General features: G+C 57.1%; 26 protein-coding genes. 14 read left to right on the plus strand and 12 right to left on the minus strand.

Annotated elements, in window-relative coordinates:
* Window positions 1-9: 9 nt before the first annotated feature.
* Window positions 10-1,179, minus strand: a complete 1,170-nt coding sequence (locus Q0746_RS04065; protein WP_298257453.1) for a benzoate/H(+) symporter BenE family transporter — start codon at window positions 1,177-1,179, stop codon at window positions 10-12.
* A gap of 79 nt (window positions 1,180-1,258) precedes the next feature.
* On the minus strand, window positions 1,259-2,050 hold the full coding sequence (locus tag Q0746_RS04070; protein WP_298257455.1) for an inositol monophosphatase family protein: 792 nt from the start codon (window positions 2,048-2,050) through the stop codon (window positions 1,259-1,261).
* 100 nt (window positions 2,051-2,150) lie between these two features.
* On the opposite strand from Q0746_RS04070, the gene Q0746_RS04075 reads away from it, so the two are divergent.
* The gene (locus Q0746_RS04075) at window positions 2,151-3,062 is read left to right on the plus strand and encodes a DMT family transporter (protein WP_298258057.1); all 912 of its coding nucleotides are present in this window, start codon (window positions 2,151-2,153) and stop codon (window positions 3,060-3,062) included.
* Here Q0746_RS04075 and Q0746_RS04080 read toward each other — a convergent pair.
* A complete protein-coding gene (locus Q0746_RS04080) occupies window positions 3,059-3,976 on the minus strand; it encodes a LysR family transcriptional regulator (RefSeq protein ID WP_298257457.1) in 918 nt (305 codons plus the stop codon). The two genes, Q0746_RS04075 and Q0746_RS04080, sit on opposite strands and share 4 nt — an antisense overlap.
* Window positions 3,977-4,064: 88 nt before the next feature.
* On the opposite strand from Q0746_RS04080, the gene metF reads away from it, so the two are divergent.
* The 7 genes from metF to Q0746_RS04115 all read left to right on the plus strand — a co-directional run bounded on the left by metF (window position 4,065) and on the right by Q0746_RS04115 (window position 11,348).
* Window positions 4,065-4,928: a methylenetetrahydrofolate reductase [NAD(P)H] gene (gene metF, locus Q0746_RS04085; protein WP_298257460.1), complete on the plus strand. Its 864-nt coding sequence runs from the start codon at window positions 4,065-4,067 to the stop codon at window positions 4,926-4,928.
* 71 nt (window positions 4,929-4,999) lie between these two features.
* Window positions 5,000-5,488, plus strand: a complete 489-nt coding sequence (locus tag Q0746_RS04090; RefSeq protein WP_298257462.1) for a PaaI family thioesterase — start codon at window positions 5,000-5,002, stop codon at window positions 5,486-5,488.
* Between the two features lie 197 nt (window positions 5,489-5,685).
* Window positions 5,686-6,834 carry an ABC transporter substrate-binding protein gene (locus Q0746_RS04095; RefSeq protein ID WP_298257464.1) on the plus strand — a complete coding sequence of 383 codons (1,149 nt, stop codon included), beginning with the start codon at window positions 5,686-5,688 and terminating at the stop codon, window positions 6,832-6,834.
* A 68-nt stretch (window positions 6,835-6,902) separates the two neighbouring features.
* Window positions 6,903-7,979: an iron ABC transporter permease gene (locus Q0746_RS04100; protein ID WP_298257466.1), complete on the plus strand. Its 1,077-nt coding sequence runs from the start codon at window positions 6,903-6,905 to the stop codon at window positions 7,977-7,979.
* Window positions 7,976-8,758, plus strand: coding sequence for an ABC transporter ATP-binding protein (locus Q0746_RS04105; protein WP_298257468.1), 783 nt, complete (start codon window positions 7,976-7,978; stop codon window positions 8,756-8,758). Before Q0746_RS04100 ends, Q0746_RS04105 begins: the two co-directional genes overlap by 4 nt.
* Entirely contained in the window at window positions 8,730-9,197 is a 468-nt protein-coding gene (locus Q0746_RS04110) for a pseudoazurin (RefSeq protein ID WP_298257470.1), read from the plus strand. Before Q0746_RS04105 ends, Q0746_RS04110 begins: the two co-directional genes overlap by 29 nt.
* A gap of 150 nt (window positions 9,198-9,347) precedes the next feature.
* Window positions 9,348-11,348: an AsmA family protein gene (locus tag Q0746_RS04115; RefSeq protein WP_298257472.1), complete on the plus strand. Its 2,001-nt coding sequence runs from the start codon at window positions 9,348-9,350 to the stop codon at window positions 11,346-11,348.
* 58 nt (window positions 11,349-11,406) lie between these two features.
* Here the strand turns inward: Q0746_RS04115 and Q0746_RS04120 are convergent, their stop codons facing one another.
* Complete coding sequence (locus tag Q0746_RS04120) at window positions 11,407-12,126, minus strand: WYL domain-containing protein (RefSeq protein WP_298257474.1); 720 nt, start codon at window positions 12,124-12,126, stop codon at window positions 11,407-11,409.
* An 88-nt stretch (window positions 12,127-12,214) separates the two neighbouring features.
* On the opposite strand from Q0746_RS04120, the gene Q0746_RS04125 reads away from it, so the two are divergent.
* Window positions 12,215-12,610, plus strand: coding sequence for a RidA family protein (locus tag Q0746_RS04125; RefSeq protein ID WP_298257476.1), 396 nt, complete (start codon window positions 12,215-12,217; stop codon window positions 12,608-12,610).
* Window positions 12,611-12,770: 160 nt separating this feature from the next.
* Here Q0746_RS04125 and Q0746_RS04130 read toward each other — a convergent pair whose 3' ends face one another.
* Together Q0746_RS04130 and Q0746_RS04135 are read right to left on the minus strand one after the other, a co-directional pair.
* Window positions 12,771-13,355 (minus strand): GcrA family cell cycle regulator, encoded by a 585-nt coding sequence (locus Q0746_RS04130; protein ID WP_298257478.1) that lies wholly within the window; start codon window positions 13,353-13,355, stop codon window positions 12,771-12,773.
* Window positions 13,356-13,473: 118 nt separating this feature from the next.
* Window positions 13,474-14,388 carry a DMT family transporter gene (locus Q0746_RS04135; RefSeq protein ID WP_298257480.1) on the minus strand — a complete coding sequence of 305 codons (915 nt, stop codon included), beginning with the start codon at window positions 14,386-14,388 and terminating at the stop codon, window positions 13,474-13,476.
* Between the two features lie 218 nt (window positions 14,389-14,606).
* On the opposite strand from Q0746_RS04135, the gene rimO reads away from it, so the two are divergent.
* Window positions 14,607-15,995, plus strand: a complete 1,389-nt coding sequence (gene rimO, locus Q0746_RS04140) for a 30S ribosomal protein S12 methylthiotransferase RimO (protein ID WP_298257482.1) — start codon at window positions 14,607-14,609, stop codon at window positions 15,993-15,995.
* A gap of 43 nt (window positions 15,996-16,038) precedes the next feature.
* Here rimO and Q0746_RS04145 read toward each other — a convergent pair whose 3' ends face one another.
* From Q0746_RS04145 to Q0746_RS04155, 3 genes are all read right to left on the minus strand, one after another.
* Window positions 16,039-16,467, minus strand: a complete 429-nt coding sequence (locus Q0746_RS04145) for a hypothetical protein (protein WP_298257484.1) — start codon at window positions 16,465-16,467, stop codon at window positions 16,039-16,041.
* 27 nt (window positions 16,468-16,494) lie between these two features.
* Complete coding sequence (locus Q0746_RS04150) at window positions 16,495-16,956, minus strand: ImmA/IrrE family metallo-endopeptidase (protein ID WP_298257486.1); 462 nt, start codon at window positions 16,954-16,956, stop codon at window positions 16,495-16,497.
* A 420-nt stretch (window positions 16,957-17,376) separates the two neighbouring features.
* The gene (locus Q0746_RS04155) at window positions 17,377-17,730 is read right to left on the minus strand and encodes a YigZ family protein (protein ID WP_298257488.1); all 354 of its coding nucleotides are present in this window, start codon (window positions 17,728-17,730) and stop codon (window positions 17,377-17,379) included.
* A 91-nt stretch (window positions 17,731-17,821) separates the two neighbouring features.
* On the opposite strand from Q0746_RS04155, the gene Q0746_RS04160 reads away from it, so the two are divergent.
* The gene (locus Q0746_RS04160; protein ID WP_298257490.1) at window positions 17,822-18,574 is read left to right on the plus strand and encodes a YHYH protein; all 753 of its coding nucleotides are present in this window, start codon (window positions 17,822-17,824) and stop codon (window positions 18,572-18,574) included.
* On the opposite strand, the gene Q0746_RS04165 is transcribed toward Q0746_RS04160, so the two are convergent.
* Together Q0746_RS04165 and Q0746_RS04170 are read right to left on the minus strand one after the other, a co-directional pair.
* Window positions 18,571-18,939: a diacylglycerol kinase gene (locus tag Q0746_RS04165; RefSeq protein ID WP_298257491.1), complete on the minus strand. Its 369-nt coding sequence runs from the start codon at window positions 18,937-18,939 to the stop codon at window positions 18,571-18,573. The genes Q0746_RS04160 and Q0746_RS04165 overlap by 4 nt on opposite strands.
* Window positions 18,936-19,652 (minus strand): M48 family metallopeptidase, encoded by a 717-nt coding sequence (locus Q0746_RS04170; RefSeq protein WP_298257493.1) that lies wholly within the window; start codon window positions 19,650-19,652, stop codon window positions 18,936-18,938. The genes Q0746_RS04165 and Q0746_RS04170 overlap by 4 nt, the downstream gene beginning before the upstream one ends.
* A gap of 130 nt (window positions 19,653-19,782) precedes the next feature.
* On the opposite strand from Q0746_RS04170, the gene Q0746_RS04175 reads away from it, so the two are divergent.
* The 3 genes from Q0746_RS04175 to Q0746_RS04185 all read left to right on the plus strand — a co-directional run bounded on the left by Q0746_RS04175 (window position 19,783) and on the right by Q0746_RS04185 (window position 21,597).
* On the plus strand, window positions 19,783-20,019 hold the full coding sequence (locus tag Q0746_RS04175) for a hypothetical protein (protein WP_298257495.1): 237 nt from the start codon (window positions 19,783-19,785) through the stop codon (window positions 20,017-20,019).
* A complete protein-coding gene (locus tag Q0746_RS04180; RefSeq protein WP_298258059.1) occupies window positions 20,019-21,122 on the plus strand; it encodes a class II histone deacetylase in 1,104 nt (367 codons plus the stop codon). Before Q0746_RS04175 ends, Q0746_RS04180 begins: the two co-directional genes overlap by 1 nt.
* 175 nt (window positions 21,123-21,297) lie before the next feature.
* Window positions 21,298-21,597, plus strand: a complete 300-nt coding sequence (locus tag Q0746_RS04185; protein ID WP_298257497.1) for a hypothetical protein — start codon at window positions 21,298-21,300, stop codon at window positions 21,595-21,597.
* 79 nt (window positions 21,598-21,676) lie between these two features.
* Here the strand turns inward: Q0746_RS04185 and Q0746_RS04190 are convergent, their stop codons facing one another.
* Entirely contained in the window at window positions 21,677-22,591 is a 915-nt protein-coding gene (locus Q0746_RS04190) for an AraC family transcriptional regulator (RefSeq protein ID WP_298257499.1), read from the minus strand.
* Between the last annotated feature and the right edge of the window lie 80 nt (window positions 22,592-22,671).

Genomic DNA, 22,671 nt, shown 5'->3' on the forward strand with positions numbered 1-22,671 from the left:
GATCACCTGTTACTGGGTGCGCGACTTTGCGACCCAGACAATGCCGCCAACAACCACCCCCCAAAACGCGCCGCTCACGCCCAGCAGTGTCATGCCACTTGCGGCAATCAGAAACGTCAACGCTGGGGCCTCTAGCTGAGACGCATCACTGAACGCAGCTTTCAGAGAGCCGACCATCGCAGGGATCAATGCCAAACCCGCCACCGAGATGATCAACCCAGATGGGGCCACACTGGCCAGCGAAGTGACCAAGGCGGCTGCGAAGGCCAAAAACACGTAGACAAGCCCTGAAACCATTGCTGCGACATAGCGTGTTTTGGGGTCTCGCCCTGCGTCTTCCCCCGCCATCATCGCCGCTGTGATCGCGGACATATTGACAGGAACCGACCCGAAGGGGGCGAAGGCGAGGCTGACAAGTCCGGTTTTACGGATCAAAGGTTGCCGGTCTACCGCGTATCCATTCAGCTCCAGCACCGCAAACCCCGGAATGTTCTGGCCCGCCATCGTCACCAGATACAAGGGAAGCGCTATGGAGATGACGGATTGGCCGGAAAAAACCGGCAAAACCGGCGCAAAGGTTGGAAACCACGCCGTGGCGGGGTGGAGCCCCTCAGCCGAGACATCAACTGCAAAATACGTCACCACCAAAAACGCCATTACCGCGAACGGCATTGCGGCCAAACGGGTCCAAGTCAGGCCGACCGCCCAAGCAATGATGACCGGCAAAACGAGAACGGGGATCGAGCCCAACGCCAACGCCGGTGCCAGACATAATTTCAGCAACACTCCGGCCAATAAGCCGTTGGCGATCGGCTTGGGAATAGAGGCGACGGTTCGGCCAAGGGCGGGCACAAATCCGGTGACCACAATCATCGCAGCGCAGACAATCATCGCCCCAACGGCCTCTGCAAACCCGCCCGGCAGGGTTGCCGTCGCGGCAAGAAACGCCGCCCCGGGGGTGGACCATGCAACAGCGGCAGGAATGCGCGTGACCGCGGGCAACCACAGGCTGCAAATCCCCATACCGATGGTGGCAAAAAACAACCCCGTGGCGGCTTGCGTTTCGGTTGCGCCCATTGCGGTCAACCCAGCCAGCACAATCGCGAAAGAGGCTGCATACCCCACGAATGCAGCCAGAAGCCCCATGTAGGCGGCAGAAACAGTAAAATCGCGGAACATCAGCCTAAAATCCAGTAACAGGTTTCAAGCTACTCATACATCTCTCGAAGCAATTCACCAGCTTAGAGAGACACCAAGGTTATTCGCGTTCGCGGATCGTCTTGGCGAAGGATGGGAAAATATCGGCGTTGGCCGCGATCAGATGCCCGTCTTCAAGCAGGTTTTGCCCCTCGCGGATCGTCTCGACAAAGCCGCCCGATTCCTTGACTAGCAGCACGCCGCCCGCGATATCCCAGATGTTCAGGCCGCGTTCCCAATAGCCGTCATAGCGGCCAGCAGCGACATAGGCCAAATCAAGCGCCGCAGAGCCCCAGCGACGGATACCGGCACATTGAGGGGCAAGTCGCGCAAGGTCTTGCAAGGCTGCGGGCAGGTAGCGACTACCGCCAAATGGCACGCCTGTTGCGAAAACAGATTCGATCATCTTATGGCGGGCGGATACGCGCAAGCGCTGCTCGTTCATAAACGCGCCCTCGCCCTTTTCAGCCACGAACATCTCGTCCTTGGCAGGGTCATAGACCACAGCAGATACGATCTCGCCCTTATGCTCTAGGGCGATGGACACTGCGAAATGCGGCATGCCGTGTAGAAAGTTCGTTGTGCCATCCAGTGGGTCCACAATCCAGCGGCGGGTCGGGTCTTTGCCTTCGATCTCGGCGCTTTCCTCGCCCAGCCAGCCGTAAGTCGGGCGGGCCTCCATCAGCTGCTCTTTGATGATTGCTTCGGCGGCGAAATCGGCCTTGGACACAAAGTCGCCCGCGCCCTTCATCGAGACCTGCAGGTTTTCAACTTCGCGGAAGTCTTTTACCAGCGATCGGCCGGCAACACGTGCGGCTTTGATCATAACGTTAAGATTGGCGCTGCCTTGCATGGGTCATCATCCTGTGGAGAGGTTCGGAGGCGCGTATAGACCTATCGCGCGCCTAGGGAAAGCCCTTGCGGACATGGCAGAATTGAACGAGCCTCCGTCCATGTCCACAGACCGCCCCTTCCTTGGCATCATGTTCATGATCAGCTTTTGCGTTATCGCCCCTTTGGGCGATGCTTTGGCGAAGGTTTTGGGCGAGACAATACCGCTGGGCCAGCTCGTTTTGACCCGCTTTGCGGTGCAAACGGCCGCCCTGCTTCCATTGGCCTATTTCACAGGCCGAAGCCTTTGGATGTCGCGCCGTGTGTTCCGCCTGACGGTGGTGCGGTCTTTCCTGCATATCATCGGTATCGGGGCAATGTTTTCCTCATTGCGCTTCCTGCCGCTTGCTGATGCGGTGGCGATCGCCTTCGTGATGCCTTTCATCATGTTGCTATTGGGGAAATACGTGTTGCAAGAAGAGGTCGGCTTGCGCCGCCTGCTGGCCTGTGTTGTGGGCTTTATCGGCACTTTGCTGGTGATCCAGCCGAGTTTTGCCGCCGTTGGGGTACCGGCCCTGCTGCCGCTGCTTGTGGCGGTGGTCTTCGCCTTGTTCATGCTGGTGACCCGCCAGATCGCCAAGGATGTGGACCCGATCAGCATGCAAGCAGTCAGCGGCATGGTCGCCACGGGTGCTTTGGGGCTGATGTATCTTATTCCCGGGACTGCAACGCTTGCGCAATTCCAGTTTGTCATGCCCGAAGGCGCCGGTATTTGGTCTATGCTGCTGGCCATCGGCCTGCTTGGCACATTCGCGCATCTTATGATGACATGGAGCCTGCGCTACGCCCCCTCCGCCACGGTGGCCCCCGTCCAATATCTGGAAATCCCCATCGCCACATTGATGGGCTTTGCGGTCTTCGGGGACTGGCCCAACGGGCTGGCGATGCTGGGCATCGGCATCACAATGGCAGCTGGGCTCTATATCCTCATGCGTGAACGCCGCATGTCGAAACTGATCCCCCCCGCAGCTTAGGCCGGTTCAGGCCCACGTTGTAGTTTTAGCGGTTCTGTGCGGGCCAGCCGGATAACATTCGACATGAAGGGTTTCGCCGTATCTTCGCTCCGTGTTGCAGCATATAGCCGCTTGGTGCGCCCCTCTTTGGTCAAGGGCCGCGTGACGTAGTCGGAATTGAAACGCACCTCGCGCACCACCCAGTCGGGCAGCACTGCCACACCGCGGTTGGACGCCACCAGCAGCAAGATCACCGCCGTAAGTTCCACCTGCCGCATGGACTTGGGTTCAACGCCTGCGGGCGCCAGCAACTCGGTGAACACGTCCAACTTGCTGCGGTCCACCGGATAGGTGATCAAATGCTGATCTTTCAGGTCGGCCGCCTCGATGTAATCCTTTTGGGCCAAGGGGTTCTGGCTGGAGGCCAAGAACACCGGCTCGTAGTCAAACAAGGGGGTGAAATCCACACCGGGTAGATCTTCGGGGTCCGATGACACCACTAAATCAACCTCCTCGCGCACCAAGGCAGGCAGGCCGTCGAACGACAAGCCGGGGCGGATGTCCACATCCACATCCGGCCAATTCTTGCGAAACCCTTCCAGCACAGGAAACAACCACTCAAAGCAGGCATGACATTCGATCGCGATATGCAGTCGACCGGTCTTGCCCATGCGAAGGCCTTCAAAATCGGCTTGCAGGGCTTCTACTTCGGGCAAAATGCGTTCCGCCAATCGCAAAAGCTTGCGCCCCGCTGCGGTCAGTTTCATCGGTTTTGCACGGCGGATGAACAGTTCGACCCCTGCTTGATCTTCCAGCCCCTTTATCTGATGGCTGAGCGCGCTTTGGGTGATGTTCAACTGGTCAGCGGCCTTCGCCAAGCCGCCTGCTTCGTGAATGGCACGCACCGTTCGCAGGTGGCGGAACTCTATATGCATGCTGTCCTCATAATCATCGTGAAAGTTATGAATTTGTCTCACATGATGGCCTGTGGCACAAGTAACCAACCTCAAAAGGACCGTTGATATGCCCCGCCCGAACGTCTCGTTTGAATTTTTCCCGCCAAAATCAGTGCAAGCCAGTTTCCGGCTTTGGGATACCATCCAGACTTTGGCACCACTTGATCCCACTTTTGTATCAGTGACTTACGGCGCTGGCGGGACAACGCGGGAATTGACCCATGAGGCGGTCACAGCCCTGAACAAATCCACCGACCTGCGCGTCGCGGCGCATCTGACCTGTGTCAGCGCCACCCGTGAAGAAACCATGGCCATCGCCCGCGACTACATAAAATCCGGTGTGACAGACATTGTGGCCCTTCGCGGCGACGCCCCAAAGGGCGAAGATTTTGCACCCACGAAGGATGGCTTTGCCTCCTCCATTGAGTTGATCGAAGCCCTAAAAACCGAAACCGACGCCACGATCCGTATCGGCGCCTATCCCGACAGCCATCCAGAAGCGGGATCAATGGACGACAATATCGCCTATCTGAAGCGCAAGTTTGATGCCGGCGCAGATGCGGCGATCACCCAATTTTTCTTCGAATCCGATACGTTTTTCCGCTTCCGTGATGCCTGCGTGAAGGCCGGCATTACCCAGCCCATCCTTCCTGGCATCTTCCCGATCGAGGATTGGACCCGTGCGCGCAATTTTGCGCTGCGCACTGGCACGAAGGTACCTGCATGGCTCGAGGATGCCTTTGCCGCTGCTATCCGCGACGGGCGCCACGACCTTTTGGCGCAATCTGTGGTGACGGAGCTGTGCTCCGAGTTGGTTGATGGCGGCGTCGAGGACTTGCATTTCTACACGCTAAACCGCCCCGAATTGACCCGCGATATCTGTGCCGCCCTTGGCGTCGCCCCAAAGGCCGCATTGGCGCAAGTCGCCTAACCGCAGGACCTGTTGCACACGGCTGACCTGTCTTCTACCTTCTCGGCGAGTATCCAAAAGACAGGTCCCCCATGCCCGATCAATATCTAGCCAATTCCGCTGACGAGCTTCCCGACCTTGCGATGACCATGTCTATGTCAGGGCTGGAATTTATGGAAAAAATTCTTGCGGGCGAATTGCCCATGGCCCCCATCGGAAAGGGGCTGAACTATCGCCTGCACAGTGTTGAACCCGATAAGGTGATCTTTCGCGGCGCACCGGGGTTTGATCAGATGAACCCCACAGGCACCGTTCACGGCGGCTGGTATGGCACGCTTTTGGACAGCTCCATGGCCTGCGCGGTGATGACCCGCGTACCGAAAGGGTCGATTTACACCACATTGGAATTCAAGGTGAACATCATCCGCCCTATTCCATCAGGCACCACCGTGGACAGCATAGGAATGGTCGAGCACGCTGGCCGCTCTACCGGCGTGGCAACCGGAAAAATTGTCGGCGCCGAGGATGGAAAGCTCTACGCCACGGGCTCCACGACTTGCATCATAATGACCCCCAAGTAGGAAGCCCGAGCCAGACGAGCGGGGCCTTTTCATAGGTCCGGCACGCCGGTTGAATGTCTGGATTTTGGTGCAAGCGAACTTGTTTTTCCAACCGGATGGTCCCTTGGAAGTACCCCAAAATAAATTAGTTGACAATAATAGTAAGGTAAACGATTACGCTCTCCAGAACGTTTTGTTCGCTAACACTGGAGACTGCCATGAAGACCGCTTTTACGCGTCGTGGCTTTGCTCTCGCTACCGCAGCCACCGCGATGTTCTTCGCGACAGCCCCGCATGCCTTTGCAGACGCTATGACCCTCACTGACATCGCGGGGCGCGAAGTCACTTTACCTGACACGCCCTCCCGTATCATCCTTGGCGAAGGTCGGATGATGTATGCAGTGGCGCCCCTTGCCACTGATGATCCGTTCGAAAACATCGTCGGCTGGAAAGACGACCTGATCCTTTACGACCCTGACGCCTTCCGCCGGTTTGAGACTGCCTTCCCTCAAGACACGGCGCGGATGGTGAACTTTGGCAATCCCTACTCGGGGGATTTCAGCATCGAAGCTGTGCTTGAGAACGAAGCCGACCTGTTGATCCTTGATCTGGGCAACCTGTTCAAAGCCGAAGAAACCGGCCTGATTGAAAAGCTGGACAAGGCGGGCGTTCCCGTAGTGTTTATTGATTTCCGCCAAAACCCGACGGCGAACACAGTCCCCTCAATGTTGCTGCTTGGTCGACTGTTGGGTGAAGAAAGCCGCGCATTAGAATTTATCGATTTCTATGTCGCCGAAATGCGCAAAGTGACCAATGTTGTGCAATCCCTGCCAGCAGAAGAAAGCCCCTTGGTCTTTATGGAGAACGCCGCTGGCTGGAACCCCGATTCCTGCTGCAACACCTTTGGCAGCTATAACTACGGCCGTTTCATCGAATTGGCGGGCGGCGTGAACTATGGCTCTAGCGTCACAACCGGATTTCGCACCGATGTCAGCCTTGAAGGCTTGATCACCGCGGACCCTGACGTTCTGCTTGGCACAGGGGCAAACTGGGCCGAAGCGCGGCCGGAAGTCGGCGCAACATTGCTGGGATACGACGGCGATGTGGCCAACAATGAGGCCCGCCTGATTGCCTTGTCGAAACGCAAGGGATTTGCGGATCTGCGGGCGGTGCAAAATGGCCGAATGCATTCCATCTACCACCAGTTTTACAACAGCCCCTACCATTTTGTCGCCATCCAACAACTGGCAAAATGGATCCATCCAGAGGCGTTCGAGGACCTCGACCCTGACGCGACCTTTGTGGAGCTGCATGACCGCTTCATGCCCTTCGATGCGGCGGGTCAATTCTGGGTGAGCCTCCCCTAGGCTCGTCTCCTGTTGCGGGGCGGTTGCCTGACTGCCCCGCCCTTTTCCCTTATTGAAAGGTCTTCCCGATGGTTGATCTAAGCTCGGATCAAGACGTGGCTGTGTCCGCACTGGTCCATGGTTACAAAAGCCGCAACGCACGTCGAGCGGCCTTACTGCTGGCGGTGTTGGCGGCCCTGTGTCTGCTGGTTATTGTTGATGTAATGACCGGCCCCGCGCGCCTGTCGTTTGCAGACGTCTTGTCCGTTCTGTTCAACCCGTCAGCCGCCACGGCGCAGCAAAAGGTTATCATCTGGGACTTACGTTTGCCCATCGCCCTTATGGCTTTGTGTATTGGCGCGATGCTGGGCATTGCGGGCGCCGGCATGCAGACAATCTTGAACAATCCGCTGGCCGATCCGTTTACGCTGGGGCTGTCATCGGCGGCCAGTTTCGGCGCGGCCCTCGCAATTTCCTTACAGTGGTCCCTTATCCCGGGCGCGGGGGTCTATTTCATCACTGGGAACGCATTTGTTATGGCGATGCTCACGTCGCTGGCGCTTTATGGGTTCACGCGACTGCGCGGTGTCACCCCTGAGGCCATGATCCTTGTGGGCATAGCCATGTTGTTTACCTTCAACGCCCTTTTGGCATTGCTGCAATATGGCGCCTCCGAGTTGGAACTGGCGCAGATCGTGTTCTGGCAGCTTGGATCATTGGCGCGGGCAAGCTGGGGAAAGGTCCTAACCTGCGTGGTCGTGCTGGCCATTGTTCTACCCTATTTCATGTCCCAAACATGGTCTCTGACGGCCCTGCGGATGGGCGAAGAGAAAGCCGCAAGCCTTGGCGTCAACGTATCTGTCTTGCGTCTGACCGTGCTGGCGGGCGTGTCGTTGCTGGCCGCCGTCGCGGTGTCCTTTGTGGGGGCTGTTGCATTTGTCGGGCTTGTTGGCCCGCATATCGCGCGGATTGTGGTGGGCGAGGACCAGCGCGGATTTCTGCCCCTCTCTGCATTTGCGGGGGCGCTGATCATGGCGGGCACATCGATTGCGTCAAAGGCTATCACACCTGGCGTCATCTATCCCATTGGCATGATCACATCGCTTATCGGTATCCCCTTCTTCATCTCTTTGATCCTGTCGCAACGGCAAAGGCATTGGCAATGACACTTTCAGCACAAGGGCTATCGGTCCAATTCGGGGCACGGCAGGTTCTGCATGACACAGGGTTCGGCGCCCTGCGGCAGGGGCAGCTGACGGCTCTGATCGGGCCAAATGCCGCGGGAAAATCCACGTTGTTCCGCACCATAGCGGGGCTAATCAAACCTCAAAGTGGCACCGTTTCAATCCATGGGCAGGATTTGGCCCAGCTCGGCGTCAAAGCGCGTTTGGACCGTGTCTGTTTCATGCCGCAGTTCTTCACGGCCAATGCGGCCTTGTCGGTCTTCGACGTTGTGCTGATGGCCCAAAAGCAGCTCGCGGGATGGCGCGTGAGCACAGATGATATGACCGCGGTAGCCCAACATCTGCACAACAGCGGCATCGGTCATCTGGCCGAGGCCAATATTGGGGAATTGTCCGGAGGTCAGGCGCAATTGGTATCCGTCTGTCAGGCTCTAACGCGCAAGGCCGATGTGTACCTCTTTGATGAACCGACATCAGCGCTGGACCTACGACATCAACTAGAAGTCATGACGCGCATTCGCACCGCCATAAAGGACCGCAATGCAATCGGCATAGTCGCGCTGCACGATCTCAACCTTGCCGCTCGATATGCCGATCATCTGCTGTTGATCGGAAATGGCAAAATTCGCGCTCAAGGTGCGCCCGCAGAGGTGCTGTCTGACCCTCTGATTGCCGAAACCTACGAAGTTGCCATTGAAACGGCACAAGGCCCCAGAAAGGAATTGAATGTTCATGCCTATGTTGAACACTCGGCTGCGTAGCACCGCGATTGCAGCCCTAATGTGCACGCCAGCCCTCCCAGCCGCCGCGGAGGAGTTTGAAATTCTGATGCTGAACACGGCAGCTGAAAACGCGCAGCATACCAATGTCTTTGCCCCTGATATCCTGCGCATCCAGCTCGGCGACACGGTCACGTTCATTCCGACCGACAAAGGCCATAACACGGCGTCAAAACGGGGGATGATTCCGCAAAGGGCAGAGCCGTGGAACTCCCCTATGGATGAGAAATTCAGCCTCACGCTAACCGTTCCCGGCGTCTATGGCTACATCTGCCTGCCGCATTACGAGATGGGCATGGTCGGCCTGATCATTGTCGGGGACGAAATGCAAAACCTAGACGCAGCAAAAGACGCACGGCAAGTAGGATCGGCCCGCGGCGCGTTTCGCGACCTCTTTGCCAGAGCGGAGGGGAGCCAATGACACCCCAATGGGCAGGCTGATCGGACGCGTATGCATCCCAACTGCGCGGCGTTCACCTTGGGTGGCAGATAGGATTGAGCACAGCTAACCGTTGTAGCCCGCCCGCCGACGTCCTACCCTGCGGCAAAGCCCATAAGAGGAACAGGCCCCATGCGTTGGATTTTTCGAATTGTGATCACCTTGATCATCCTTGCCGTGATCGTGGTGGCGGGGTTGTTCTTGATCCCCACCGACAAGATAGCCCGCATTGCGGAAGACCAGTTTGAGAAGAATACCGGCCGCGCGCTCAGCATTGGGGGCGATGTCTCGCCGCAGATATTTCCGCGCTTGGGGGTAAAGCTGGAAGACGTTGCGATCTCGAACGCGGAGTGGTCGGGCAAAGGGCCTATGTTGACCGCGGCCTCGATGGAAATGGGCGTGGGCTTCTCGGCCCTTTTGGGTGGCGAGATCGTGGTTGAGGCCTTTGACATCCAATCACCTGTGATCCGGCTGGAGAAATCCAAGGACGGGCGCGCAAATTGGGATTTCATCAATGACCTAGGAACCAAGGATGATGGCGGCGACGACGGGTCGACGGATGTGTCCCTGCCCTTGGCGCAGATCACAAATGGCACGGTTGAATTTGTAGACGCCCAAGCGGGGCAATCTTACGCGCTCAGTGCCTTGGACGCGACGCTCCGACTGGCAGATTTGAAAGGCGCAGGACAAGTCGCGCTATCGGCCCTCTACAAAGGGCAAGCGGTGAAAGTCTCGGGCACGATCAACGGCGTGCAACAGATGCTGGACGGCGGCGAGCAAGGGGTCGACCTGACGGCCACCGCAAGCGGAAACAGCGTAACATTTAAAGGCGTGGCAAGTCTGGATCCCGTGCAGGCGAAAGGTGCGGTGTCGGGCTCGATTGACGATCAAACCCATCTGTTCGCGCTGATGGAACAAGCGCCGCCACGCATCCCCCAAGGACTTGGCCAAAAGGTAAAGCTGTCGGGCGAGTTGACGCTGACCGATCGCCAAATTTTCCTACGTGGTGCCACGTTGGATCTGGATCACAACCGTTTTAGCGGTGATCTGGACGTGGCTTTGCAGGATAAGCCCTTTGTGACTGCGCGGCTGTCGGGCGGGGATATAGACTTTTCCGCCATGAGTACCGACACCTCCGAGGGGGACGGGGCAGCCAACGCGGGTGCGGGCGGCTGGTCTGATGCACGCATTGACGTGTCAGGGCTTTCTGGTGTGAACGGCGAGTTCTCCTTGAAGACGAAGTCGCTGGACTTGGGATCATTGCAGCTTGCGGGGACGGATATTGCGGGCACTTTGGACCGCTCGCGGTTGGTGCTCAATCTGGCGCAAGTTGGGGTGTTCGACGGCAATGTGTCTGGCCAGTTCGTGGTCAACGGTCGCGGCGGCCTGTCGGTTGGTGGCGACATGAAGGCCTCTGGGGTGGCCATGCAAAAGCTGCTGGCGGATTTCGCGGGCTTTGAGCGGCTTGTGGGCGACGCGTCAATGTCGTTGAAGTTTTTGGGCGTCGGAAACACGATGAATGAAATCATGAATGGGCTGAAAGGTTCGGGCCGGATGGATGTTGGCAGCGGGGAGTTGCTGGGTCTCGACATCGCTGGGATGATCAAAAACTTGGACGCATCCTATCAGGGTGAAGGCTCCAAAACGGTGTTTGAAGATATCTCCGCCAGTTTCGCCATTGACGGCGGGATGCTCAGCAACTCGGATCTGAACTTCAAGGCGGATCTGTTGACGGCAACCGGAAACGGGGTTGTCGATCTAGGCGGGCAAACGATCAAATACCGCTTGGCTCCGGTGGCCTTGGCGGGCCGGTTGAAGGACGGCATTCGCGTTCCCGTTATCATCGAAGGGCCATGGAGCAACATTCGGTTCCGCCCAGATTTGAAGGCGCTGATCGACACCGAGCTTGAAGCCGAGAAAGAAAAGCTGAAAGCACAGGCGAAAGCAAAAGAAGAGGAGCTGCGCGCAAAGGCCAAGGCCAAGGAGGCCGAACTGAAGGCCAAGGCGGCGCAGAAGCTGAAGGACGAATTGGGTGTAGACCAGCAGCAAGGACAAAGCGTGGAAGATGCATTGAAGGAAGGTCTGGAGAATAAGGCCAAAGATGCGCTGCGTGGCCTGTTGGGCGGAAACTAAGCGCATAGAACCGCGCGAAGGAGACGCCCACAACCGGCCAAATTGTGCATCTGCGCCGTCAGTTCACCATATCTTTGTAGGGGCAAACATCATCCTCGAAGGGGACATGTCTGCGCCGGAATTGTGCGCCGTGGATGCACTCGGGTCGGCTGATCCGATCCATGCGGAAATGCCGGAACCCTTCACGCGCCGGATCCCATGCGACGAGGTACCAGAGGGGCTGCAAAATCAGCAGAGCTTGGGGCTCGACCTTGCGGTGCGATTTAGCGCCTTTGACATCTTGATAATCAAAGCTCAGGTGAAGCTGTCCAAGAAACGCCGTCTCAAAGGCCGGAAGCAAAGACGGATCAATCTGCCCCAAGTCCGACAAGTCTTGCTTCGGCGACAACTTCCCAATGTGCAGGCAGTCCAGAAACCGTTGCAAGTCGCGCAATTTATCCGCCGGTAAGGATTTTTCGATCTTGGCAAGGCCAGCATCGGCGAGATCAGAGAACGGCAAGTTTTGCGCTGAACGCATTGCAGCCACGCTGATCAGCAGCGCAAAGACCTCGGCCACAGACAGGCGCGCAGATGTTTGCATGGATTGAGGGTCCAGCTGTAGCCCACCACCAGGTCCACTTTCGGAATAGATGACAAACCCGTCGTCTCGCAGCGCCGAGATGTCCCGCAAAACGGTTCTTCTAGAAACGCCGACGTCCCGCGAAAGCTCGTCAATCGTGGCAGTTTCGTTGCGGCGAAGGATACGCGCGATGGCGTCTTGTCGTTGTCTGATACTCATAAATTCGATCATAGCATAATTAGTGACAAATTTTGGCACCAATTTCATTTAGACAATTTGCAGAGACATTGAAATGGAGATTTGAACGATGAAACGCACCGCTGTTAACCCTTGGGATTGGTCCTTGAAGCTTGGTTACAATCAGGCCGAGATCATCGAAGGCCCGTCGCGCCAACTGATTGTCTCGGGCCAAACCGCCGTTGATGAACATGGCGCGCCACAACATATTGGCGATATGCGGGGCCAGATTGATCTGGCTTTAACCAACCTGGAGGCCGTTCTGGCAGACGCAAACATGGATCTGAGCCACGTCATTCGGTTGGGCATTTACGCGACAGACGTGGATGAGGCGATGAAGAATTTTGATCTTCTGGGGATGCGTTTTGGGCCAGTCCACAATGCGCCTCCGATGACACTGCTGGGCGTTACCCGCTTGGCCTTGCCAGACCTGAAGTTTGAAATCGAAGCCACTGCAGCGGCCTGATGCAGATGGAAAGATAGATCAGCCAGTCGGCTCAAAAACTTGGCGGGTTGGGCCCAACCCATCGCCAGTGCCAAGCGGTTCAAAATGGAAAAGGGGCACCTTGCAACCAAGCAAGGCACCCCTTTTTCTATTCTGTGGATTTCTATCCTGTAGGTCTGCTTTACCGGCGCCGATCGCGACGCGCTGACATGGGTTGAAAAGCCACGCCGACATGGGCTTCGCAATACGGTTTACCAGTTTGCGAAGGCAGGCCACAGAACCAAAAATCCTCGGTCGCTGGGTCGCCTACGGGCCATTTGCAGGTGCGCTCGGTCAGTTCCATAACAGAGAGGCGCTTGGCGCCTTTCTCAACTTCGCGCACGGAGGCCAAAGCCTCTGGGCTGATTTCATTCGCTGACGGTTGCGGCGGCAGCGGTTGGCCTGCGGTCACGATGAGTTTCGGGCGGCCGATAGGGCGATTAACCGGAGCGGCTGGCTTGGCCTCAGGTGTTGGGGCCGCCGCCGGAGCAGCTTTGGGTTTAGCGGCAGGTTTGGGTTTGGCGGCCGCTGCAGGTTTTGCCTTCGCGGTGGTCGCAGCCTTTGCGGGGCTTGCCCCCCCAGTGCGGTTGGACAGACCCAAGCGGTGCACCTTACCGATCACGGCATTGCGGGTGACGCCGCCCAATTCCTTGGCGATCTGAGAGGCGGATTTTCCTTCGCCCCACATTTTCTTCAACACTTCGACGCGATCATCGGTCCATGACATGCGGTGTAGCCTTTTCAAACGACAAACCGCCCGAATTGCTGTGCGCGGGGCGGTGTGTTCTTTTCCAGTTGCCCCTAATTTAGAGGCCAATGCGTCGGGATACAAGTTTGGATAAGGGCTAGTCTTGCGCAGGCGGTGCTAAGGGGCGCTTGGCGCGTCCTTCTCGCCACGCCAACAAGGCCGCCCCCGCGATGATGACCCCTGCCCCAAGCAAGGAAATCGCATCTGGCACTTTGTGGAATATCGCGGCGTCATACAGCGTCGCAAATACCAGTGTAGCATAACTGAACGGCACGACGAAGGAGGCCTCTGCGCGGCGCATGGCTTGGATGAAACAGGTCTGCGCACAGGCCATCATCACCCCGATCCCAGCAAGAGCCGCCCATTGATTTTGGGTGGGAAGCTGCCAGACGAAAACCAACGCGATCGTGGCCAGAATGATGCCAATTGAGTTGTTAATGAACAAAATGGCCAAAGGGCTGTCGCGACCGGTAAGCAACTTGATGATGGTGATCTCAACGCCCATCGAGACAGCCGCAGCAAGCGCTAGAAGGGCCAGCGGGTTAAACTCTGCCCCGCCCGTGATGAACCCGGGTCTTAGCAAAATGATCGCGCCCACGATCGCAATGGCCGAGGCGCTCCAACGGATAGGGCCGACACGTTCGCCCAGCAAAGGGATGGCAAGCATCATTGCGAACACGGGGTTCAGGAAGCTGATGGCGGTGGCGTCAGACAGCGGGATAAATGCGACCGAGGCAAACATCAATGTGATGCCTGTGGCCCCGAACACCGTGCGGACGGCGTGCATTTTCAGGTTTTTGCTTGAGAGCTTTGGGCGCAAGGCTGCCGCAGTGACGGCAATCGCAAGCCACGCAAACAAGAAGCGACCATGCGCAATCTGGATCGGGTGCAGCGGCTCACCCGCCGCCCCTGTTCCAATGACCTTCGCCAGCAAGGACGTGCCCGCAATCAACAAAGACGCAAGCAACATAAAGGCGATGGCCGCAGTGCGGTTTTCTGGAATGGGGGTCATCCCCCCGCGCTACGCTCGCTATGAGTGCGGGGCAAGGGAATTTTTGGCATATGAGGAAACGGTTTCTGTCGCGGCGAATGTAAACCACTGGATCGGCACATTGGCGCAGGCGCGACGTGACAGCATTCGCCCCATGTCGCCCGCGCAGAATGCAGACAGCTTCCCGCAAAGCCTCAACCCCACTTTCCCCCGCCCGCCGTCCAGCGTATACGCGGCATATGGCTCAGAACCCCCCAAACCTCCGCCCCGACCTTGCACCGAAGCTCAAGCTCTCGGAGGCACCCCGCGACAACCAGCCGAAAATCGGCATGGTCTCCCTCGGTTGCCCCAAGGCGCTGGTGGATTCTGAACGCATCCTCACAAGACTGCGCGCCGAGGGCTATGCCATTTCCCCCGATTACGCCGGTGCTGAGGCGGTGATCGTCAACACCTGCGGTTTCCTCGATTCAGCCAAGGTGGAATCCTTGGATGCCATCGGCGAGGCGCTGACCGAGAACGGCAAAGTCATCGTCACCGGTTGCCTCGGCGCCGAGGAGGACTACATCCGCGGCACCCACCCTTCGGTCCTCGCCGTCACGGGGCCGCACCAATACGAACAAGTCCTCGACGCCGTCCACAAGGCCGTCCCCCCCAGCCCCGATCCCTTCATCGACCTACTACCGGCAACCGGCGTGTCCCTGACCCCGCGCCACTACAGCTACCTCAAGATTTCCGAGGGCTGTAACCACAAGTGCAAGTTCTGCATCATCCCCGACATGCGCGGCCGCCTTGCGTCCCGTCCGCAAAAGGCCGTCATCCGCGAGGCCGAAAAGCTGGTCGAGGCCGGCGTCAAGGAACTGCTCGTCATCTCCCAAGACACTTCCGCTTTCGGCACCGACTGGAAGGACCGCCCCTCCAAGGCGCCGATCCTTGATCTGGCCCGTGAGCTTGGCAGCCTCGGCGCGCAAAAGGACCTGTGGATCCGCCTGCACTATGTCTACCCCTACCCGCATGTGCGCGAGCTGATCTCGCTGATGGCCGATCCCGCCAATGCGCTGCTGCCCTATATGGACATCCCGTTCCAGCACGCGCACCCCGATGTGCTTAAACGCATGGCGCGCCCTGCGGCGGCTGCACGGACGCTGGACGAGATCACCGCATGGCGCGCGGAATGCCCCGACATCACCCTGCGCTCGACGTTTATTGTCGGCTACCCCGGCGAGACGGAGGAGGAGTTCCAAACCCTCCTCGACTGGCTGGACGAGGCGCAGTTGGACCGCGTCGGCTGCTTCCAATATGAAAACGTCGATGGCGCACGCAGTAACGCTCTGCCCGATCATGTGGCGCCCGAGGTCAAGCAAGACCGCTGGGACCGCTTCATGGAAAAGGCGCAGGCGATTTCCGAGGCGAAGCTGGCCTCAAAAGTCGGCACAACAATTCAGGTAATCGTGGATGAGGTGGACGCAGAGGCCGCCACCTGCCGCACCACGGCGGATGCGCCCGAGATTGACGGGAACTTGTTCATCGACGAGGGCTTCGAGGGGCTGAAGGCTGGCGATATGGTCGACGTGCTGGTGGATGAGGCTGGGGAGTATGATCTGTGGGGGTTAATCGCGAATAAGAAATGATCCAGTGGATCATTTCCGCGATTAACGGGAACCCGCAAGTAGCTTAACCCTTGCCCTTAAATAGACCATGCGTAACAGCAAGAACGAGCCCAATTGCGCTTACTGCGGTACTCCCAACCAATATCTCCAAGACGCTGTCTGAGATTTTGAAACGGCCATCGTTGATCGATGAAATAAAAAGCAGCCCGCCAACAGACGCTGAATAAAACACAAGATAGCGAAAAACCCAAAGAGCATAATCTTGGCGCATTTCTCGGTTTGCGACTTGATCCGCTTGATCATTCTCTTGCTTTTTGACTTCTAGCTGTAACATCTTGATTTTAAGCGCACGAACATCAGAATCATACTGACCAGCAGTATCAAGACCCTCGTTCAGAGTAGCATCAACATCTTTTTCAGTGCGCTTTTGAACTGCTGCTTTAGCATCTTCTATTGTGATGGTTGTGGGCAAAGTCTTCGAAGCCGAACTCAACTGCTATTCCCCACAACCAATCACTAATCAAAAGGTCTTTTTAGCGACTTTCAACATGTCACTTGTAACAAGAAACATTTCTTGCATTTCACGATCCGAAAATAGATCAGCATACATCGGTGCGAAGCTAGAAGGGACTAGAAGGCGCGTAGCAAAGTCATCCGCCTCGCGCTCTTGAACCGTATCGACCTCATGTTTCAAACGAGGCACATAACCTTCGCTAGCGGCATACTCCGCGTGCAAAACATGATGTCCCAATTCATGGGCAATCGTGTACTGTTTTTCTTCCGCACTGTCGGCCGCATTCACATAGATCTTTTTCTCATCATGGTCATAAAAACCATGAATTCTATCGGAGGCACCGCCTTCAAAGGCAACGAAAACAACATCAACGTTTTCGCCCTCGGCAATATCTTCGACTCGAACAGGTGGGTGAGTAACTTTGTATTTCTTCAGAAGCGTCTCAACAGACTTAGTTATACTAGACATTGTTACCTCCTTTAGATTGCGGGATCAGTGTAGAGCTGGATCATGTCATTAGTTAGACTATTTCTACCTATAGTTGCACCTCACTGCAATAGCACATGCTAATAGACAAGTTGTTGTGAAACGCCTTGATAACTAGGGATTTGCACCTACATCTATAAGAAGAGACTGTAAAAAAACATTAAACGTACCGAGCGCACTCAACAATATCACTCAGACGGGGCTCGCTAACCAGTTGACGTAGCAGCCACACTATCCCTTAATAACCACCCAGCGCACGCCCCATTAATCAACCTAACCGCGCATATCTTGCCCGACGCAATGCAGACGTTTCGCAGACCCTCAATTTCCCAGTAAACAAACACGTTAACCACGCCAATTCGGCCCCGCGGACCACACACCGCGATCCAAGCGTCCGATGCCTCAAACTCGCGCCTCGAAATAAATCCGTACGCAGTCCTGCACCCGCCGGAAGCGATCCCCGCCCAGCTTCACCCCGCCAAACCAGCGCGTAACCACCACGACCTCACCCACCAACTCCTCGCGTTCCAGCATCCGCAGGATCACCATTCCCGCCCCGCTTTCGCCGTCGTCGTTCTTCACAGGTGTGCCGTCCGGCAGGATCACCGCCCATGTGTTATGCGTGGCTTTGGCATATTTCTTGTTACGGCACAGCGACTTAACAAAGGCCGCCGCCTCGCCTCGTGTACTCACAGGGCCGCCAGACACCGCATATTTAGAGCCCCGATCGGTCAGGATATTTTCAAGCTGGATCATCCTCGCACCCTAGGGCAGAAGTTTTTTCGACGGAACCCCGCCTTATCCGCGTTGAAAGGGTATTGGAACACATTAAGGACTGAGCCAGCCCATGAACTTTAAAGCCATTTCTCTTAGCCTTGCCGTGGCTCTCACCACCGCGACTGCGGTCTACGCACTCACCAATCGCATTTCCATCGACCGCACCGACACACAAATTTGCGTCCTTTCCAATGGCATCCCAGATCACCCCACCGGCCGGTTTCCAAACGCCGGAAACCCGCATTCCATCTCGGCGCAAAATGTAAGTGTCTGCGTGACTGCCACCCCTGAAAAAAGCACCAAAGCCCAAGAGGTCAACGTCACGGGAATCTTGAAAAATGGTATCCTCGTGCGCCCCGGAACCGCCGACTGGTACGACGCGTCCAGCCCCCGCGGGCACTCGCGTGACGACGCCTCTGGTTGGAACTTGGACGGCATGGGCCCCAACAACACGCTTGGCTTGGACGAGAACAACGCCCATGTCGACCACCGCGGGCTGTACCATTACCACGGCATGCCAGAGGCCTTGTCCCCCACGTCAGCACACACGCAAATAGGCTGGGCTGCGGACGGCTTCCCCATCCATTATGTCGGCACATCCGCAATGCCGTCCTACATGTTGAAATCCGGCACGCGCAATTCAGCCCCCTTCGGAGCCTATGACGGATCCTACAACCAAGACTTTGAATATCAACGGGGGTCCGGAAATCTGGACAAATGCAACGGGGCGCTACTGGACGGTAATTACGTCTATTTCGCCACCGATAGTTACCCGTATTTCCCAAGATGCCTTTACGGGACCGACATCACAAAAATCCGCTAAAGCAAGGCGCAGATCAATACCATCCAAGCTGCCCCAGCGGCAATCGCCGTCAGCGCCACCCCCGCGCTGGCGGCGTCTTTCGCAAATTTCCCCAAGGCGTCATGTTCCAGCCCCGACCGGTCCACCGCGGCCTCAATCCCTGTGTTCAAGGCCTCTGCCGCCAACACCAACACCCCCAAAGCAATGATCAACGCACGGCCTTCGGCACTAAGGGGCAAGATCAGCGACGCCCCAATTGAACAGACGTTCACAAACGCCCAAAACTTGAAACTCGGCTCATTTTTCCAAGTCGCAACACCCCCGTGCCACGACCATCGGCAACGGTTCGAAAACCGTCGCCACTCGCGTTGGACTAGACCGCTCAAAGCTTGGAGTTCACCTTGCGAACCGTCTCGATACGGCTGGCATTGGGGGGATGGGACCCAAGAAAGCGGTCGCCCGGGTCGGGAATGCGGTTAAAGAACTCGGCACCGCGCACTGGGTCAAACCCTGCCCGCTTGGCGATTACCGTGCCTAATGCATCGGCCTCCAGTTCGTTCTTCTTGGAGTAGGCCCGCGCGCCGACGGACCCGCCGAGCTGCTGACCAGTATCAACATCAAAGCCGACCGACGCCGCGATGATCCCGCCAATGATCGCGCCCCCGATGGCGGATTGCTGTTGCTCGGCGAGGTGCCGTTCGATGTGATGCGCGGCTTCATGGCCCATCACGAAGGCGATCTCGTCGCGGTTGCGCGCATCCGCGATAAGCGCAATTGTGAAGCCCAAGATCGGACGTCCGGTTTTATCCAGTGTTTGAAAGGCGTTAGGCGGCTGGTTGGTCCGCTCGTCGACAACCACTTTGAAATCACAATTCAAATCAGGGGCACGTTTGCGGCACTCACGCTCCGCGACCGGCTCCACCTGACGGACCACTGCCTTGAAATTCGCCACGGCCGCGCGCGATGACAATTTGGGCGGCTGGCTTTTCTTCGCAGCCGCCGCAGGCTTTGGCGCGGGTTTGGAGTTAGGAGTTTCAGCAGTGTCAACGGTGCACGCCCCCAAAGTCGCAGCCGCAAGAATTGGTAGCAGTAATCGCATCACAAACCTCATATAATTTTCGCCGAATGTAGCCCGCCCAGCTTCCCCCGCCAAGCCCGCAGATGAGCATTTGCAATTTTGATCGCTCCCACCTTACGGTGAGGTCAAACAAACCGCAGCCGGAGGCCCTATGTTCACTATCGAGCACGAGTTCGACGCCACATTAGTGACCCTCATCGATGAGGGCACAGATCATCTACAAGGCGACATTTCGATCAACGCTTTCGAAGATTGCGTAACCGTTGAACAATTGGACCCCCATAGTGATCGCGTTCATAGGCTTTCGTTCTCGATGCAGCAGATTCGCGATCTTGCAGCCGCTTTGGACCTCCCAGAGGGCAGCTATCGGCTGGCGGGCAAACCATGATCAAAACCGGCTTCTTTTGGGACGAAAAATGCTTCTGGCACGCAGGCGGCGATTTCGCCTTCACCCTGCCTTTAGGCGGGTTGGTTCAGCCGTTGGCGTCGGGTGGCCTGCCGGAGAACCCCGAAACAAAGCGGCGCCTGAAAAACTTGATGGATGTTACAGGCCTGTCGCAACAGCTGCACAATCGCAACGCCAATCCTGTGGAGTGGGACGACCTTATCCGCGTCCACCCCGAGGCCTTTTTGCGCAAGTTCAAAGAAAAATCTGACGCGGGGGGCGGCTCGATGGGCCTTCGCACCCCCTTTGCACAGGGCGGATACGAGCTGGCCACATTGTCTGCGGGGCTGGCAAAGGACGCTCTGTTTAGCGTGTTGAACAGTGAATTGACCAATGCCTACGCCCTGTCGCGCCCCCCCGGACATCACTGCTTGCCTGATTTCCCCAACGGCTTTTGCCTACTTGCCAACATCGCCATCGCGGTTGAGGCGGCTTTGGCCCACCGTCTGACCGACCGCGTGGCCATCGTTGATTGGGACGTCCATCACGGCAATGGAACCGAGGCCATATTCTATGATCGTGACGACGTGTTGACCATTTCGTTGCACCAAGAACGCAACTATCCAATGGACACGGGGGATGCTGAAGACCGCGGCGTCGGAACTGGCGAAGGGTATAACTTAAACATCCCACTGCCTCCGGGTGGTGGACACGAAATGTATCTGGAAGCGATGGAGCGCCTTGTTCTGCCGACCCTCAACGACTTCCGTCCGGATGTGATCATCGTAGCGTGCGGATATGATGCGGCCGCGATTGATCCGCTGTCACGGATGATGGCCACCGCCGAGACCTTCCGCGCGATGACCGAAATGGTACAAGAGGCCGCGTCAGACCTATGCGGCGATCGGTTGGTGCTGGTTCATGAGGGCGGGTATTCCGAGGTCTATGTCCCATTTTGCGGCCATCACGTCGTGCAACAAATGTCCGGCAGCGCGATCCATGCAGAAGACCCTTTGGCGGACACCTTGAAGTTGCGGCAACCTTCGCCGCGACTGATGCGGATGCATAGTGAATTCATCACGGATTTGGAGGCGACCCTGCGGTAGCCTTCGACAAAGAAACTTTGGAAAAACCAAATTATTCCAGTGCTTTGACGCTCTGGTTCAAAGGGCTGCAGCTGGCGTTCAAGCCAGCCGGTCAGCCAGTCTTTATCTGTTCCCCATCAGCGACGGGATGCACATATCCCACCGCTCCAAAGGTACCAGATAAAGGATGAACATGATGAAACTTCTAACTTTTGCAACGGCAATTGCGCTTGTCGCCGCGCCTGCCTTGGCAGAGACCCCCGCTGAACTTTACGGCGCAGAACATGCCGGCAATGGCGGGTCTGCCTTTGCTTTGGAGACTGCCGTCAAAAAGCTGTCGGGCGACGATCTAGACGACAAAACAACGCTGCGTGCGCCAGCCCAGACCTCTCGCAACTCGCAAGGTCATTTGCAACTTGCCAAGAACATGGGTGTCTCCCCAGACACCTACACCAGTGCCCAACTGGCGAAGATGTTCATTGGCAGATACGACTGACTCACCGGTCCCCAGCACTATGAAAATAGTGATCGAAGTCAGTCGAAGCCCCGGTTGGATCACTCCTTCCGGGGCCTTTTTATGTCTCTTGCGGGGGGGATGCGCGGGTGTGTTCAGCGCGAAACCGGCTGGGGGACACCCCAAGTTGCTGCTTGAAACTACGCGACAAATGCGCCTGATCCGCAAAGCCACAATCCGCCGCTATTTGCGCCAAGGGCATGACGCCACCACCGACCAACCGGCTTGCTATCTGCAGGCGCATCTGAGTGACAAACCGCATGGGGGTTTCCCCGACCTTGGCCTTGAACTTGCGCGAAAACGCGGCTTCGCTCATGCCGATCTCGGAGGCCAATTGAGCCGGAGTAAGCTTTTCGCCAAGGTGATCTTCAATATAGGTCACTACCTGCGTGTATTGGCGGGCATCGAAGTGCCGATCCAACCTGACATCAGCCGAGTTGCTTTGCCCGTAGCGTTTGACCATCTGTACCAAAAACATGCGGGCCAAAGCATCAAACACCACACTGGACCCCAGATCGTTATCTGCGAGGGTTTCCAACATTCGCTCTGCTGCGCTGCGAATGTCGGCGTCATGAAAGAAAAACGCGTCGTCGAACTGCCCGCCCTGTACCACAACCTTAAGTTCCGTCAGCGCAAAGCGGCGCATCACCTGTGGATCGACATGCAACAAAATCACCTTGGTCGCATCCAGCCATTCCCATGAGGTCTCCACCCCTGCAAGGGCGACGGCGATGTCGTCTTGTTGCATGGTGAAACGTTCGGTGTGACCGTCGCGTTTCGCAATGATGCGCACCGGCGTGTCGTGAACCGGAATGATAAGCGTGCTATAGGCCGTTACATGTGCAGGCACCGACCCGGGCTCGTCTTCGCGGTACTCAAAGTGCAGCAAACCGTCCATGCTTGTGTGCTCTAGAACGGGCGGAGAGACGAATTCCTTCAAGGGGTTAAGCCAAAACTGGTTGTCGTATCTCCCCATCAGTTGTCACCCCGCCATCAAATTGAACTGTTCGGTTCAGATATGAACCAGCTCACCTAAGGTCAAGGGATGGCATGTCG

The organism is uncultured Litoreibacter sp. (genome assembly GCF_947487515.1).
GTDB lineage: Bacteria > Pseudomonadota > Alphaproteobacteria > Rhodobacterales > Rhodobacteraceae > Litoreibacter.